This window comes from Flavobacterium sp. ACN2, assembly GCF_002303885.1.
Lineage (GTDB): Bacteria > Bacteroidota > Bacteroidia > Flavobacteriales > Flavobacteriaceae > Flavobacterium.
On the sequence record NZ_MRCM01000006.1, the window covers coordinates 231,518 to 247,241 of the forward strand.

At 33.8% G+C, this 15,724-nt stretch carries 13 protein-coding genes; 11 read left to right on the top strand and 2 right to left on the bottom strand.

The features are described from left to right. Positions 1-15: 15 nt before the first annotated feature. The 7 genes from hisD (at position 16) to hisIE (ending at position 6,686) form a co-directional block, all read left to right on the top strand. The gene (gene hisD, locus BSF41_RS09695) at positions 16-1,296 is read left to right on the top strand and encodes a histidinol dehydrogenase (RefSeq protein ID WP_095929294.1); all 1,281 of its coding nucleotides are present in this window, start codon (positions 16-18) and stop codon (positions 1,294-1,296) included. Between the two features lie 97 nt (positions 1,297-1,393). Further along, positions 1,394-2,440 carry a histidinol-phosphate transaminase gene (hisC, locus tag BSF41_RS09700; protein WP_172426876.1) on the top strand — a complete coding sequence of 349 codons (1,047 nt, stop codon included), beginning with the start codon at positions 1,394-1,396 and terminating at the stop codon, positions 2,438-2,440. A 108-nt stretch (positions 2,441-2,548) separates the two neighbouring features. Continuing rightward, positions 2,549-3,685: a bifunctional histidinol-phosphatase/imidazoleglycerol-phosphate dehydratase HisB gene (hisB, locus tag BSF41_RS09705; protein ID WP_095929296.1), complete on the top strand. Its 1,137-nt coding sequence runs from the start codon at positions 2,549-2,551 to the stop codon at positions 3,683-3,685. Between the two features lie 90 nt (positions 3,686-3,775). After that, a complete protein-coding gene (hisH, locus tag BSF41_RS09710; RefSeq protein WP_095929297.1) occupies positions 3,776-4,357 on the top strand; it encodes an imidazole glycerol phosphate synthase subunit HisH in 582 nt (193 codons plus the stop codon). A gap of 85 nt (positions 4,358-4,442) precedes the next feature. Beyond that, positions 4,443-5,168: a 1-(5-phosphoribosyl)-5-[(5-phosphoribosylamino)methylideneamino]imidazole-4-carboxamide isomerase gene (gene hisA, locus BSF41_RS09715; RefSeq protein WP_095929298.1), complete on the top strand. Its 726-nt coding sequence runs from the start codon at positions 4,443-4,445 to the stop codon at positions 5,166-5,168. Positions 5,169-5,252: 84 nt separating this feature from the next. Further along, positions 5,253-6,008 (top strand): imidazole glycerol phosphate synthase subunit HisF, encoded by a 756-nt coding sequence (gene hisF, locus BSF41_RS09720; protein ID WP_095929299.1) that lies wholly within the window; start codon positions 5,253-5,255, stop codon positions 6,006-6,008. Between the two features lie 78 nt (positions 6,009-6,086). After that, positions 6,087-6,686, top strand: a complete 600-nt coding sequence (gene hisIE / locus BSF41_RS09725; RefSeq protein ID WP_305775207.1) for a bifunctional phosphoribosyl-AMP cyclohydrolase/phosphoribosyl-ATP diphosphatase HisIE — start codon at positions 6,087-6,089, stop codon at positions 6,684-6,686. Positions 6,687-6,774: 88 nt separating this feature from the next. On the opposite strand, the gene BSF41_RS09730 is transcribed toward hisIE, so the two are convergent. Continuing rightward, positions 6,775-7,473 (bottom strand): carbohydrate-binding family 9-like protein, encoded by a 699-nt coding sequence (locus tag BSF41_RS09730; RefSeq protein WP_095929301.1) that lies wholly within the window; start codon positions 7,471-7,473, stop codon positions 6,775-6,777. Positions 7,474-7,639: 166 nt separating this feature from the next. On the opposite strand from BSF41_RS09730, the gene BSF41_RS09735 reads away from it, so the two are divergent. Beyond that, the gene (locus tag BSF41_RS09735) at positions 7,640-9,295 is read left to right on the top strand and encodes a M1 family metallopeptidase (protein WP_095929302.1); all 1,656 of its coding nucleotides are present in this window, start codon (positions 7,640-7,642) and stop codon (positions 9,293-9,295) included. Between the two features lie 294 nt (positions 9,296-9,589). Here BSF41_RS09735 and BSF41_RS09740 read toward each other — a convergent pair whose 3' ends face one another. Then, a complete protein-coding gene (locus BSF41_RS09740; protein ID WP_095929303.1) occupies positions 9,590-11,134 on the bottom strand; it encodes a hypothetical protein in 1,545 nt (514 codons plus the stop codon). A gap of 155 nt (positions 11,135-11,289) precedes the next feature. Here BSF41_RS09740 and BSF41_RS09745 point away from each other — a divergent pair, with 155 nt between their 5' ends. The 3 genes from BSF41_RS09745 (at position 11,290) to ilvD (ending at position 15,589) form a co-directional block, all read left to right on the top strand. Continuing rightward, the gene (locus BSF41_RS09745) at positions 11,290-12,465 is read left to right on the top strand and encodes a 2-isopropylmalate synthase (RefSeq protein ID WP_095929340.1); all 1,176 of its coding nucleotides are present in this window, start codon (positions 11,290-11,292) and stop codon (positions 12,463-12,465) included. A 60-nt stretch (positions 12,466-12,525) separates the two neighbouring features. After that, positions 12,526-13,644 carry a 3-isopropylmalate dehydrogenase gene (leuB, locus tag BSF41_RS09750; RefSeq protein WP_095929304.1) on the top strand — a complete coding sequence of 373 codons (1,119 nt, stop codon included), beginning with the start codon at positions 12,526-12,528 and terminating at the stop codon, positions 13,642-13,644. Between the two features lie 271 nt (positions 13,645-13,915). Then, entirely contained in the window at positions 13,916-15,589 is a 1,674-nt protein-coding gene (gene ilvD, locus BSF41_RS09755; protein ID WP_095929305.1) for a dihydroxy-acid dehydratase, read from the top strand. Positions 15,590-15,724: the final 135 nt, after the last annotated feature.

Sequence of the window (15,724 nt, forward strand, 5' to 3'; positions counted from 1 at the left end):
AATATTGAAAATATTATGAATAAAATAGATAATCCAAAACCAGAGATCTGGTCAGAAATATTAAAAAGGCCAACTCAAACTGTTGATGATATTGAAGTTACAGTAAAAGAAATCTTCAAAGAAGTACAAAGAAAAGGAGATGAAGCTGTAGCAAAATATACTTCGATTTTTGATGGAATTTCACAAGACAATTATGAAGTTTCAGAAGAAGAAATAACTGAAGCAATTAGTTTGATTCCGAATGAATTAAAAGAAGCTATTGAATTAGCAAAAGAAAATATTTATAAATTCCACAACGCTCAGAAAACAGACAGAGTAGAAGTTGAAACAATTGAAGGAGTAAATTGCTGGCAAGAGAAAAGACCAATTCAAAAAATTGGTTTATACATTCCTGGAGGGACAGCGCCTTTGTTTTCTACTGTTTTAATGTTGGCGGTTCCTGCTGAAATTGCGGGTTGTAAAGAAATTGTATTGTGTTCGCCACCAGATAAAAGAGGCAAAATTAATCCAGCAATTTTATACGCGGCGAATTTATGCGGAGTAACTAAAATTCTAAAAGTTGGAGGAATTCAGGCAATTGCAGGAATGACTTTTGGAACACAGTCCATTCCGAAAGTATATAAAATTTTCGGACCAGGAAATCAATTTGTAACGGTAGCAAAACAATTGGCAACGCAATTTGGAGTTGCAATTGACATGCCTGCAGGGCCTTCAGAATTATTAATTGTGGCTGATGATACAGCGGTTCCAGCTTTTGTGGCTTCAGATTTATTATCTCAAGCAGAACACGGAACAGATAGCCAAGTGATTTTAGTTTCGACTTCAAAAAAACTAATTGGAGAAGTAGAGAAAGAAGTACAATCTCAGTTAGAAGCGCTTCCAAGAAAAGCAATTGCAGAGAAAGCGATCGAGAATTCGAAATTGATTTATGTGGAAAACGATCAAATCGCTTTAGATTTAATCAACGAATATGGGCCAGAGCACTTTATAATCTGTTCTGAATATGATGATTTCTACTGTAACGGAATCGTAAATGCAGGTTCTGTTTTTATTGGAAATTATACTCCTGAAAGTGCCGGAGATTACGCTTCAGGAACGAATCATACTTTGCCAACAAATGGTTATGCAAAGAATTACAGCGGTGTCAATCTAGACAGTTTTATGAAATCGATGACTTTTCAGAAAATTACTAAAGAAGGAATTCTGAATATAGGAAGCGCCATCGAAACTATGGCTGAAGCTGAAGGTTTACAGGCGCATAAAAATGCTGTAACATTAAGATTGAAGAGTTTATAAAGAGAAAAGAGTATAGAATATAGAACAAAGAGTAAAAAAACTGCAAATCAGAAGAGAGTCTATCGTCTTTATTCTATATTCTAAAAAATAAATAAAAATGAAATTCGATATAAATACAATAACACGTGAAAACGTAAAATCCTTAAAACCATATTCGTCTGCGAGAGATGAGTTTGAAGATTTTGATACAGCCGAAATGATTTTTTTGGATGCTAATGAAAATCCGTTTCAAAATGGCGTAAACCGCTATCCGGATCCGCAGCAGAACTCAGTTAAAGCTATATTGGCTAAAAATAACTTAGTAAAGCAAAATCAGATTTTATTAGGAAATGGGAGTGACGAAGTTTTAGACTTGCTTTTTAGAGCTTTCTGTGAACCTAGTAAAGACAATATTATTTCGCTTCCTCCAACATACGGAATGTATGGCGTTTTAGCGAATATTAATGCTGTTGAAAACAGAGAAGTTCTCCTATCGACAGATTTTCAACCTCAAGTTGAAAAGATTCTAGAAGCGGTTGACGAGAATACAAAAATCATCTTTTTATGTTCGCCAAATAATCCGACAGGAAATTCATTTTCAGATGAAAGTGTAGTTAAACTGTTGCAAAATTTTAAAGGTCTAGTTGTTATTGATGAAGCTTATATTGACTTCTCTGATAAAGAAAGCTGGCTGACAGAAATTGACGAATATCCAAATTTAGTGATTACACAAACGCTTTCAAAAGCGTATGGTTTAGCTGGAATCCGTTTGGGAATCTGTTATGCATCTGAAGCTGTGATTTCGGTTTTAAATAAAATTAAACCGCCTTATAATGTAAACGAATTGACGCAGCAAAGAGCGAAAGAACGTTTGAAAGATTCTGATAAAATAAAACAAGAAATAGCTTCTATTATTGAGCAAAGAGAAGAATTGCTTAAAGTTTTACTTGAAGTAAGTTTTGTTGAAAAAGTATATCCAACAGAAGCTAATTTTATTTTAGCCAAAGTAGATGATGCCAACAAAAGATACAATCAGCTAATTGAAAAAGGAATCGTTATTCGCAATAGAACAACACAGCCTTTATGCGAAAATTGTCTTCGTTTTACAATTGGAACGAAAGAAGAAAACGCGGTTGTAATTAGAGAATTGAAGTTGTTGAAATAGAAGAAAGAATATAGAGTAAAGAAGAAAGAAAAAAATGAAAGAGCTTTTGAGCTAGAATGAAAAGTCTATTTTCTTTACTCTTTTTTCTTTATTCTCAAAAATAAAAACATGAAAAAAGTACTTTTTATCGATCGTGACGGAACGATCGTTTTAGAACCTGAAAATTACCAATTAGACAGCTTAGATAAACTGGAGTTTTATCCGAAAGCGTTTCAATATCTGGCTAAAATTGTCAATGAATTAGATTACGAATTGGCAATGGTAACCAATCAGGATGGTTTAGGAACGGATAGTTTTCCTGAAGATACCTTTTGGCCAACGCAGAATTTTATTTTAAAAGCTTTTGAAAACGAAGGAGTTGTTTTTGATGAAATCTTTGTAGACAGAACTTTTCCAGAAGAAAACGCACCAACCCGCAAGCCAAGAACGGGGATGCTGACTAAATATTTGAACAATCCCGAATATGATTTAGAGAATTCTTTTGTTTTAGGAGACCGTTTAACAGATGTCGAATTGGCTAAAAACCTTGGTGCAAAAGCCATTTTCATGAACGATACAGATGGAATTGGAAGCAATGAAATTTCATCTAAACGTGAAGAATTGAATGATACAATCGTTTTGCAATCAATGGATTGGAAGAAGATTTATGAATTTTTGAAACTAGAAGTGCGTTCTGCTTCTATTACTCGTAAAACAAACGAAACGGATATTTATATTAATCTAAATCTTGACGGAACAGGAAAAAGTAAAATCGATACTGGAATTGCGTTTTTTGATCATATGTTAGATCAAATTTCACGTCACGGTCAAATGGACTTGGAAATTATTGTAAAAGGCGATTTAGAAGTAGATGAACACCACACCATAGAAGATACTGCAATTGCTTTAGGAGAAGTTTTCGCGAAAGCGTTAGGAAACAAATTAGGAATCGAACGTTACGGTTTCTGTCTTCCAATGGATGATTGTCTAGCACAAGCAGCAATTGATTTTGGAGGAAGAAGCTGGCTGATTTGGGAAACCGAATTTAAACGCGAAATGGTAGGTAAAATGCCAACAGAAATGTTCTATCACTTCTTTAAATCATTTACAGACGGCGCAAAAGCCAACTTAAATATCAAAGCAGAAGGAATCAACGAACATCATAAAATTGAAGCCATTTTTAAAGCTTTCGCAAAAGCGATAAAAGTAGCCGTAAAAAGAGACACCGAAAAAATGATTTTGCCTTCGACAAAAGGAATGTTTTAATGAATTTTGTTTCAGGTTTAAAGTTTCACGTTTCACGTTCTGTTGAGTAACTTGAAACTTTAAACCTGAAACAAAACAAACAAAAAATTAATGAAAATAGTAATTATAAATTACGGAGCAGGAAATATTCAGAGCATTATATTTGCTATTGAAAGATTGGGATTTAAGGCAGTTTTGAGTAATAATCCGGACGAAATTAAATCGGCCGATAAAGTGATTTTCCCGGGCGTGGGCGAAGCGAGTTCGGCAATGGCTAAACTTCGTGAAAGCGGTTTGGATGGTTTGATTCCAGAATTGAAACAGCCTGTTTTAGGAATTTGTCTTGGAATGCAATTGATGTGCAACAAAACAGAAGAAGGAAATACAGAAGGTTTAGGAATTTTTGATGTTGATGTTTTGAAATTTTCAAACAATGTAAAAGTGCCACAAATGGGATGGAATCAGATTTATGATTTAAAAACCGATTTATTTAAAGGTATTTCTGAAAATGAATTCATGTATTTGGTTCATAGTTTTTATGCGCCAAATTGTGATGAATCTATTGCTACAACAAATTACGACGTTGAATATGCATCGGCTTTACAAAAAGATAATTTTTACGGAACTCAATTTCACCCAGAAAAAAGTGGTGATGTTGGCGAAAAGATTCTAGGAAATTTTTTAAAAATGTAAAATTTCAATATCAATCAAAATTTCAAAAAATCAATTTCAATTTTTAGAATCTAAAATCTAAAATCAGAAATCTAAAATTAAAAGCATGAGAATAATACCAGCCATAGATATCATTGAAGGAAAATGCGTTCGTTTGTCCAAAGGTGACTATGATACTAAAATAATTTACAATGAAAATCCGCTTGAAGTAGCGAAATCATTTGAAGCACACGGAATCGAATATCTGCATTTAGTAGATTTAGACGGTGCAAAATCGAGCAAAATTGTCAATTATAAGATATTGGAACAAATTGCCAATCAAACGAGCTTAAAAATTGATTTTGGAGGCGGATTAAAATCGGATGACGATTTGAGAATTGCTTTTGAAAGCGGTGCAAACCAAATAACTGGCGGAAGTATTGCCGTAAAAAACAGAGCAATTTTCGAAAAATGGATTTCAGAATACGGTTCAGAAAAAATCATTTTAGGCGCTGATGCTAAAGATGAAAAAATTGCCGTTTCTGGATGGTTAGAAGAATCTAATGAAGATTTGGTTCCGTTTATTCAAGATTATCAATCAAAAGGAATTCAGTATGTTATTTGTACCGATATTGCCAAAGATGGAATGCTTCAAGGTCCAAGTTTTGATTTATACAGTAAAATTTTAGCAGAAGCTGAAGGCGTAAAACTAATCGCTTCTGGCGGAATTTCAACTTTTGACGAATTGCCAAAGCTTGCCGAATTAGGTTGCGAAGGAACCATAATTGGAAAAGCGATTTACGAAGGGAGAATTAGCTTGAAACAACTAGAGAATTTTATAATTAGTAAATGAGAAAATTTGATAATTAGATAATTGTTTTGCGGAGTGTAAATTAATTTTCTAATTGACTAATTTTCTAATTAACACATTAGATAAATGTTAGCAAAAAGAATAATACCTTGCTTAGATATAAAAAACGGAAGAACCGTAAAAGGCGTTAATTTCGTGGATTTACGCGATGCTGGAGATCCTGTAGAGTTGGCTGAAATTTATTCGGCTGAAGGTGCGGATGAATTGGTTTTTCTGGATATTTCTGCAACAGAAGAAAGACGTAAAACGCTGGTAAACATGGTGCGAAGCGTCGCAGAGAAAATCAATATTCCGTTTACAGTTGGCGGCGGAATTTCATCTGTAGAGGACGTAGATATATTGTTGAACTATGGAGCCGATAAAGTTTCAATTAATTCATCGGCGGTAAAAAATCCGCAACTGATTAACGATTTGGCTCAGAAATTTGGAAGTCAATGCGTTGTCGTTGCAATAGACGCCAAACAAATTGACGGACAATGGATTGTACATTTAGTTGGTGGAAAAGTGCCAACTGAGTTAAATTTATTCGATTGGGCTGTTGAAGTTGCAGAACGTGGTGCTGGAGAAATTTTGTTTACATCGATGGATAATGACGGAACTAAAAACGGTTTTGCAAATGAAGCTTTGGCTAAACTTTCAGAACTAGTAAATATTCCGATTATTGCTTCGGGAGGCGCTGGAAATATTCAGCATTTTGTAGATTCTTTCAAAGAAGGAAAAGCTGATGCAGCTTTAGCGGCAAGCGTTTTTCACTTCAAAGAAATCGAAATCAAGGCATTGAAACAAGAACTTAAGAATAATGGTATTGCAGTAAGGTTGTAAAAAATCCAAATTTCAATCAATAAAAAAAAAGAATTTCAGCTTTGAGAATCTAAAATCTGAAATCAAAAATCTAAAATAATTATGGACATCGATATCAAAAGCGCACACGGATTAATTCCGGCGATCATTCAGGATGCAGAAACAAAAAATGTTCTGATGCTGGGGTATATGAACGAAGAATCGCTTCAAAAAACAATAGAAACACAAAAAGTAACTTTCTTCAGCCGTTCTAAACAAAGACTTTGGACAAAAGGTGAGGAGAGTGGTAACTTTTTAAACTTAGTAAGCATTAAAAATGATTGCGACGGAGATACGCTTTTAATTCGGGCAAAACCTGTTGGACCAACTTGTCACACAGGAGCTGATACGTGTTGGCAAGAGCCAAATGATGCGAATTATGGTTTTATTTCTCAATTAGAAAACACAATCAAAACTCGCAGAGAAAATGCTGATTCTGAGAAAAGTTATGTAGCTTCTCTATTTGAAAAAGGAATTAATAAAATTGCTCAAAAAGTTGGGGAAGAAGCTGTAGAAGTTGTTATTGAAGCTAAAGATGATAATGATGATTTGTTCCTTAGCGAAAGCGCTGATTTATTGTTTCATTATTTGATTCTGCTTCAGGCAAAAGGATATCAATTGAATGATGTTGTGGGGGTTTTGAAGGGACGTCAGAAATAAGAAAGTTTAGTTTCAAGTTTCAAGTTTCAAGTTTGCAGGTTATCACACAGAACTTGAAACCTGAAACTTGAAACCAAAATCAACTAAATTAATCCACAAACTCAAAAACTGCAAATTCTTGCGGCTGATGAAAACCAAACTTTAAGCTCTTATAAGGTTGTAAAGCAAGATATTCGGTTGTGTTACCGTAATCAATTCTAAAAGCATTTCCTTTCCATTTAGTTCCGACTTTAGGTTTCGAAAAACCGCCATTTTTAATTTTTCTAAGACTAGAAAAAGGAATTTTTATTTCTACAGTATATCCGTCTTTATTGATTTTACTGACAGTTTCTAAACCTTTAATGTCAAAATCCATTGAGGTATTCCATCCGCCACATTCATCTGAAATGCATTTTAAAAGTAAATCATATTTTGTAGAAAATGCGTTTACTCCAATTTCAATATAGTTTTGGCTGTCTCCGTCTGGATCAAGAAAAATTTCAGCTAAATCGTCTGTTTGAAAAATCTGCGAATCTTTTGCTTGTAGCGTTCCAACAATTTTAGAATCAGTGCAGTTGTAAGCGATGTAAAGGTTTTTATTATTCCAAGAAAGTGAGACGAAGGTTTTTTGAGTGGCGCTTTCTCCTGTATTATGAATTACAAAAGGGCCAAGAAAAGGCGTTTTCCAATCGGTTAAATCACCGTCGATTTTTATTTTTTTATTCGTTTTATGAATGAGGATATTTTGTGAATTGACAGTAGTTGCAATTATTGCCAGTAAAGACGAAAGTATTGTGCCAAATCTCATATATGATTCTAGTATTTTAAAACCACTAAAATAGAGAAGATTAATTGAAATGAGTGATTTTTTTTTCTGCCGTAAATCATAAAATTTTAAAATACTAGATATGAATGTTTACATTTGTTGAAAATAAACTGATTTAATTCCTTTATTTCGTACAAATTTATAAATAATGAAAAAATACTTTAGTGGCATTTTTATCGCCTTTTTGGTTGGTTTCTCTGCCAATGCTCAGGGACTTTTAAATAAGTCAGAAACCGTTTTTACACATCAGGATACTTTACGCGGAAGCATCACAAAAGAAAGAGCTTGGTGGGATTTAAAATATTATCACCTTGATGTAAAGGTTAAGCCTTCAGAGAAATTTATTTCAGGTTCAAATACTGTTCGTTATACTGTTTTAACAGAGAACAATCGTATGCAGATCGATTTACAAGAGCCAATGAATATTACCAAAGTGACTCAGAATGGTAAAGATTTAAAATTTGAAAGAAATGGAAATGCTTTCTTTATTACTTTAACAGAAAAACAAAAAGTTGGTGCAGTAAAAGAAATTGTAGTTTTCTTTGAAGGAAAACCTAAAGAAGCTGTTAGAGCTCCTTGGGATGGTGGTTTCTCTTGGAAAAAAGATAAAAACGGAAAAGATTTTATTGCGACATCTTGTCAAGGTTTAGGCGCGAGCGTTTGGTGGCCTTGTAAAGATCATATGTACGATGAAGTGGAGAATATGTTGATTAGCGTAAATGTTCCAGGAGACTTAACAGAGGTTTCAAACGGAAGATTACAGAGCGTTAAAAAAGAAAAAGACGGAACTAAAACTTTCAATTGGTATGTTGCAAACCCAATCAATAATTATGGTGTAAACATCAATATTGGTGATTATGTGAATTTTTATGAGGTTTTTAAAGGCGAAAAAGGAAATTTAGACTGTAATTATTATGTTTTAAAAGACAATCTAGCTTTAGCAAAAGAGCAGTTTAAAGATGCTCCAAAAATGCTAAAAGCTTTTGAAAGCTGGTTCGGACCTTATCCGTTCTACGAAGACAGCTATAAATTGGTTGAAGTTCCGTATTTAGGAATGGAGCACCAAAGTTCTGTAACTTATGGCAATCAATATAAAAATGGATATTTAGGACGTGATTTGAGCGGAACAGGATGGGGATTAAAGTTTGATTTTATCATTATTCACGAATCGGGTCACGAATGGTATGCCAACAATATTACCTATAAGGATATCGCTGATATGTGGGTTCATGAAAGTTTTACAAACTATTCGGAAAGCCTTTTTGTCGAGTATTACTACGGAAAAGAAGCTGGTGCAGAGTATGTAATTGGCTGTAGAAAAAATATTCAAAATGATATTCCAATTATCGGGCATTATGATGTGAACAATGAAGGTTCTGGCGATATGTATCCAAAAGGAGCTTCAATGCTACATATGATTCGTCAGGTAATCAATGATGATGCAAAATGGAAATCGATTTTAAGAGGTATGAACAAAACGTTTTATCACCAAACGGTTACAGGAAAACAGATTCAAGATTACATCAACGATCAGTCAGGAATTAACTTCAACAGAGTTTTTGCACAATATTTAACGACAACTCAAATTCCGGTTTTTGAATATATGTTTAAAAACGGAACTTTCGGTTACCACTGGACAAACTGTGTTTCTAAATTTGATATGCCGGTAAGAGTAAAATTAAACGGTGTTGAAACTTGGCTGAAACCAACTACAGAATGGCAATCAGTAAAAACAACAAGTGAAGACAGAAAAGTAGAAGTAGATAAAGATTTCTATGTTACTACTTCTAATATAGTTGAATAGTTTTTTAAAAATTTCAATATATAAAATCCCAAATTCCAATTATCGGAGTTTGGGATTTTTTTTTGAGGTTATTAAACCTGACAGTTTTTTTAAACCTGTCGGGTTTGCTGTTTTTAGCGTTTAGTATGTCATCCTAACGAAGGATGACACTAGAAACTATCGAAAAATTCTCCAATCTTTGTTGATTTACGAGTGTGATCCTTCGTTCCTCAGGATGACAAAAAGGGTTGAAAAACTTTATTTTTCAACCCTTTTGATTGGAATTTGGAATTTCTTTATTGGAATTTAAAACATTTATCTGTTATTCAACTTCGCTTTCTCCTTAATTATATCAGCAATTTTTCTGTTTTCGATTTTGCTTTCTAGCCACGAAATAATATCAAGATATAAGAAAGCTCTTTTTTCGTAGGTGTTCTTTTCAAGTTCTACGAAACGAGTATGCATTTTTTTGAATTCCTTTTTAATATCAGCAGGGTAGAAGTTGTTTAGGTTCCTTAAAAACTTGATAATCTCTTTTTGAACTTCGTGCAAATCGTTCATTTTCAATAAGAACTTATACGTGCTTTTCAAATGATTTTCTAAATAATAATCTTTTCCAAGCTCATAATGTGCAATCAGAGACAATAATCTTGCAAAGCACATTAAATCTTCGCGCATGGTCAAGTTTTTGTTGTTGATGATTTTATCTAAGTAATTAATGCATTCATTGTATTTTTCGTTACCAAAATAAATAGAAGCAATTTTATAGAAAAACAACATTTCGTGATGCTCATCAAGATGTTCACTGTGTAATTTCAGTTTATTTAAAATCTCAGGAATTAAATATTCGCTTTCCGCGAAAGTACCTTCTAAAATATGCAGATTTAATTTATTGTTGTATACATATAAGAAAGACAAGGAAGCAAGATTATCATTTGAAGGAAACTTAGGGTCTGCAATAGTTTCTTCTAAAAGATTTAAATATCTCTTGAAGTTCGATGTATATTTCAGCATATAAAGCGATTCCAGAAAATAGTGGTTTCCTTTTAAGAAAAACACAGGATTCAGATAAATCATATTTGGATTATCATAAAAAAGCTGAACCCATTTATAGGCAAATTTATAACTCGCCAAGAAATCTTGCACCAGAAAGCTTCGCCAAAGATTAGCATTATAAAACCAGTATTTTTCGCGGAAACCAAACTTGCTTTCGTCTAGTTTTGCTATATGTCTGTTAAAATAGTTGTCTATATATTTATATTCCTCATCACTCTTTACGTAACCCGTTTTTAGCATGATGCCGTATAGCTGAAGCGATAAGTTAGATAATTTACTTGAAATCGTATTTCGGTAGTTTAACTCTTTGGCCTGAACAACCAATTCGTCAGCACGTCCTTGAATACTTCGGGTAATATATTGCGATTCGATTAGTTTTTCGAATTCAACAATTTCATACGCCATATATTTTTCGTCATTTTCTAAAGCTTGCTGTTTGGTCTTGTCAAGAATTTTTAAACTCTGCTTGTATAATCCTTTATTATATAGAATAACAGCAAAATCCATTTGCTCTCGAAGCTGATAACGAATGTTCTGGCTAGGAATATTTAATCTTATACTGACTAGAATCTGTTTGTATAAGTATGATTTTAAATTAGATAACTGTACTTTTTGGATAATACCACTTTTAAGAATGAGTTTTTCATCATAAACTTCAGATTTATCTAAAATATTGAATAATTCGATAAATTTTGTGTTTGAACTCGTTTCTAATCTGCTTGCAAAAATTTTAAACTGCCTTTTTTCTGATTTCGAAAGTGATTTGATTAGAACAAATAAGAAATCTTTTTGATGGTTAGCCATTGTAAAAAATAATAATATAACTTATTGATTATAAGTTAGTTGATGTAAGATAAAACGTTTTATGAACAGTATAATTTCATTAAAATGAATTTCATACTGTAATAGTACAATATATATTTGTTATCAAGATGTGAAATTACATTAAATAAATGAATATGAATAGAGAGAAAGTTCAAATTTTTGACACCACATTGCGAGATGGTGAACAAGTTCCAGGATGTAAGTTAGATACTAAGCAAAAATTAGTTATCGCAGAACGACTAGACAAAATGGGAGTTGACATTATCGAAGCAGGCTTTCCTGTGTCAAGTCCGGGCGATTTTTTATCGGTCTCTGAGATTTGTAAAATTGTAGAAAATGCAACCGTCTGCGGACTTACAAGAGCCGTAAAAAACGACATTGATGTTGCAGCAGCTGCTTTAAAGCACGCTAAGAAACCAAGAATCCATACTGGAATCGGAACTTCAGAATCTCATATACTCCACAAATTACAAACTACGCCTGAAGATATTATTGCAAGAGCAAAATTTGCTGTAGCGCATGCTAAATCTTATGTAGAAGATGTAGAATTCTACGCAGAAGATGCAGGTAGAACAGATAATGCGTTCTTAGCTAAAGTTTGTGAAGAAGTTATTAAATCTGGAGCAACTGTATTGAATATTCCTGATACTACTGGATACTGTCTTCCGGAAGAATACGGAGCAAAAATAAAATACTTAAAAGAAAACGTAAAAGGAATCGAAAACGTAATCCTTTCATGTCACTGTCATAATGATTTAGGAATGGCAACTGCAAACTCAATTGCAGGAGCTATCAATGGAGCAAGACAAATAGAATGTACTATTAATGGTATTGGTGAAAGAGCTGGAAATACTGCGCTTGAAGAAGTGGTAATGATTTTCAAACAACACCCTTACTTAAATCTAGATACAAACATTAATACAAGAGAATTGAACGAAATGAGTCGTTTGGTTTCTGAAAGTATGGGGATGATTGTGCAGCCAAATAAAGCGATTGTTGGAGCAAATGCTTTTGCACACAGTTCTGGAATTCACCAAGATGGTGTTATCAAAAATAGAGCAACTTACGAGATTATGGATCCGCTAGATGTGGGTGTAAATGAATCTTCAATCATTTTAACAGCAAGAAGCGGAAGAGCTGCTTTGGCTTACCGTGCTAAAAAAGTGGGTTACGAATTGACAAAAACACAATTAGATATCGTTTACATTGAATTTTTGAAATTCGCTGATATTAAAAAAGAAGTGGTTGATGCAGATATTCATCAGATTATCGAAGCTTCTAAAATAGAAGGAGAATTAATCAGAAGTTAATATTTCAAAATAAGAATTTAAGGAACAATAAGGATTTAAAGACATAAAGAGCGAGAGATTATGAATTTAAAAATAGCAGTTTTACCAGGAGATGGAATTGGACCTGAAGTAATTTTACAAGCTAAGAAAGCTTTGTACGCCATTGGCGAAGTGTATAATCATGAATTTGTTTTTGAGGAAGCGCTGATGGGAGCGGTTGCGATCGATAAAACAGGAAATCCGTTACCGGAACAAACACTGAATCTCTGTTTAAATACAGATGCAGTTTTGCTTGGTGCGATTGGAGATCCGAAATACGATAACAACCCAAATGCAAAGGTTCGTCCGGAGCAAGGATTATTAAAACTGCGAAAAGAATTAGGATTGTTTGCTAATATTCGTCCTATAAAACCTTATAAAGCCTTAATTGAAGCTTCTCCTTTAAAGAGAGAAATTATTGAAGGAGCTGATTTTACCATTTTTAGAGAATTAACAGGTGGTGCTTATTTTGGAGAAAAGACACTTAATGAAGAAGGAACACACGCTTCAGATTTATGTGAATATTCAGAAGAAGAAATTACTAGAATTACGCATTTAGCTTTTAAATCGGCACAAAAACGACGCAAAAAGCTAACAATGGTCGATAAAGCCAATGTTTTGGAGACTTCAAGGTTGTGGAGAAAAGTAGTTCAGAAAGTGAGCGAAGAGTACTCAGATGTTAAGCTTGATTTCTTATTTGTAGATAACGCAGCAATGCAGCTGATTTTAAATCCGAAACAGTTTGATGTGATTTTGACTGAGAATTTGTTTGGAGATATTTTATCAGACGAAGCAAGTGTAATTACAGGATCTATTGGTTTATTGCCATCAGTGTCTTTAGGAGAAAAAAATGCTTTGTTTGAGCCAATTCACGGATCATATCCGCAGGCAAAAGGAAAAAACATTGCTAACCCAATTGCTTCGATTTTAGCGGCAGCGCTTTTGTTAGAACATTTTGGATTAACTAAAGAAGCTCATGTAATCTATAAAGCCGTAGAGAAAGCAATTGAATACAAAGTAGTTACAGTTGATTTGAAACCAGATTCAAAATTTGGAACAAACGAAGTAGGAGAGTTCGTTTCTAATTTTATTTTCAGCAAAGACGATTTGCTGTATTTTAATAATGATAATGTAAGTATTGGACAATCTACAATTGTTTAATATTTTTTGTTAAAACGTGAAGATAATAACAAGAAGTCTTTGAAATGTTGAGATTTTATTTTTTTACTTCCAGAAGTTTACTTACTTTTGTGACACTAAAAAAATAAATGATGCAAATCTCAATTATTATTACTTCTGTCGTTGTTGTCAATGTGATTCACACATCTGCATCGGGAATGTTATAAATATAATTGAAAGACTATATTACAAACCTTCCAAATACTGGAAGGTTTTTTTTTGAATAAAAAATTAAAAATTAATAAAAGCAATAATGGAATTAAATAAGTACAGCAAGACCATCACACAAGATCAAACACAGCCAGCGGCACAAGCGATGTTGTACGGAATTGGTTTAACTGAAGAAGATTTAAAGAAAGCACAAGTTGGTATTGTGAGCATGGGTTACGATGGTAACACTTGCAACATGCACCTTAATGATTTAGCAAAAGATGTTAAGAAAGGTGTTTGGGATGCGGATCTTGTCGGACTTATTTTTAATACCATTGGTGTCAGTGACGGTATTTCTAACGGAACTGAAGGTATGCGTTACTCGCTGGTTTCTAGAGATGTAATTGCAGATTCTATCGAAACTGTTGCTGGAGCGCAATGGTATGATAGTATTATTGCAATTCCTGGTTGCGATAAAAATATGCCAGGTGCATTAATTGCAATGGGAAGATTGAATCGCCCGTCAATGATGATTTACGGTGGTTCTATTCACTCTGGAAAATGGAAAGGAGAATCTCTAAATATCGTTTCTGCTTTTGAAGCTTTAGGTAAAAAAGTAAAAGGCGAAATCACTCCAGAAGATTTTAAAGGTGTTATTCAGAATGCTTGTCCAGGGGCTGGTGCTTGTGGCGGTATGTATACTGCAAACACAATGTCTTCTGCAATCGAAGCATTAGGAATGAGCTTACCATACAGTTCTTCTAATCCTGCTTTGAGTCAAGAGAAAAGAGACGAATGTTTGGAAGCTGGAAAAGCAATCAAAATATTATTGGAAAAAGATATCAAGCCAAGAGACATTATGACTCGTAAGGCTTTTGAAAATGCTATTACAATCGTAGCTGTTTTAGGTGGTTCTACAAACGCGGTTATGCACTTAATTGCAATGGCACATTCTGTTGGAGTTACAATCACTTTAGATGATTTTCAAGCTATTAACGATAGAACACCAGTATTAGCAGACATGAAACCAAGTGGTAAGTATATGATGGAAGATATCCACGAAGTTGGAGGTATTCCTTCAGTTATGAAATACTTACTGAAAGTGGGACTTATCCACGGAGATTGTTTGACCGTAACAGGAAAAACAGTTGCAGAAAACTTAGCTTCAACTCCAGATTTACAAGACGGACAAGAAGTTATTCATGAAATTCAAAAAGCATTAAAACCAACAGGAAATATTCAGGTATTATACGGAAATCTTGCTTCTGAAGGTGCTGTGGCAAAAATCAGCGGTAAAGAAGGAGAATATTTCGAAGGACCAGCTGTTGTATTTGAAGGTGAATTTGAAGTAATTCCAGGTCTTCAAGCCGGAAAGATTAAACCAGGTAATGTAGTCGTCATCAGGGGTTGTGGGCCAAAAGGTGGTCCGGGAATGCCTGAAATGCTGAAGCCTACATCTGCGATTATTGGAGCTGGATTAGGAAGCAGTTGTGCACTAATTACAGACGGTAGATTCTCGGGCGGTTCGCACGGTTTCGTGGTAGGTCACGTTACACCAGAAGCATATGACGGTGGTGGTATTGCACTAGTAAAAGATGGAGATTTAATCGCTATCGATGCTGTGAAAAATACAATCGACCTGAAGATATCTGACGAAGAATTTGCAGCAAGAAAAGCGGCATGGGTTCAGCCGAAATTAAAAGTTGACAAAGGGGTTTTACTTAAATACGCTAGATCGGTTTCGAGTGCATCAACAGGATGTGTAACCGATAATTAATTACAATAACAATTTCAAAAAGCAATAACAATTACAATATCAAAAGTCAGTAGCGATTACAATAAAAAAATATAAAAGATTAATTTAAAATTGATTTTTGCTATTGCCATTGAAGTTTGATATTGAAATTGACAT

Bases quoted from the DNA above. Each gene is read 5' to 3' on its own strand.
- BSF41_RS09745 (WP_095929340.1), top strand. From the start codon at position 11,290: ATGAATAGAGAGAAAGTTCAAATTTTTGACACCACATTGCGAGATGGT.
- ilvD (WP_095929305.1), top strand. From the start codon at position 13,916: ATGGAATTAAATAAGTACAGCAAGACCATCACACAAGATCAAACACAG.
- hisC (WP_172426876.1), top strand. From the start codon at position 1,394: ATGAAATTCGATATAAATACAATAACACGTGAAAACGTAAAATCCTTA.
- hisB (WP_095929296.1), top strand. From the start codon at position 2,549: ATGAAAAAAGTACTTTTTATCGATCGTGACGGAACGATCGTTTTAGAA.
- BSF41_RS09740 (WP_095929303.1), bottom strand. From the start codon at position 11,134: ATGGCTAACCATCAAAAAGATTTCTTATTTGTTCTAATCAAATCACTT.
- hisF (WP_095929299.1), top strand. From the start codon at position 5,253: ATGTTAGCAAAAAGAATAATACCTTGCTTAGATATAAAAAACGGAAGA.
- hisH (WP_095929297.1), top strand. From the start codon at position 3,776: ATGAAAATAGTAATTATAAATTACGGAGCAGGAAATATTCAGAGCATT.
- hisA (WP_095929298.1), top strand. From the start codon at position 4,443: ATGAGAATAATACCAGCCATAGATATCATTGAAGGAAAATGCGTTCGT.
- hisD (WP_095929294.1), top strand. From the start codon at position 16: ATGAATAAAATAGATAATCCAAAACCAGAGATCTGGTCAGAAATATTA.
- BSF41_RS09735 (WP_095929302.1), top strand. From the start codon at position 7,640: ATGAAAAAATACTTTAGTGGCATTTTTATCGCCTTTTTGGTTGGTTTC.
- leuB (WP_095929304.1), top strand. From the start codon at position 12,526: ATGAATTTAAAAATAGCAGTTTTACCAGGAGATGGAATTGGACCTGAA.
- BSF41_RS09730 (WP_095929301.1), bottom strand. From the start codon at position 7,473: ATGAGATTTGGCACAATACTTTCGTCTTTACTGGCAATAATTGCAACT.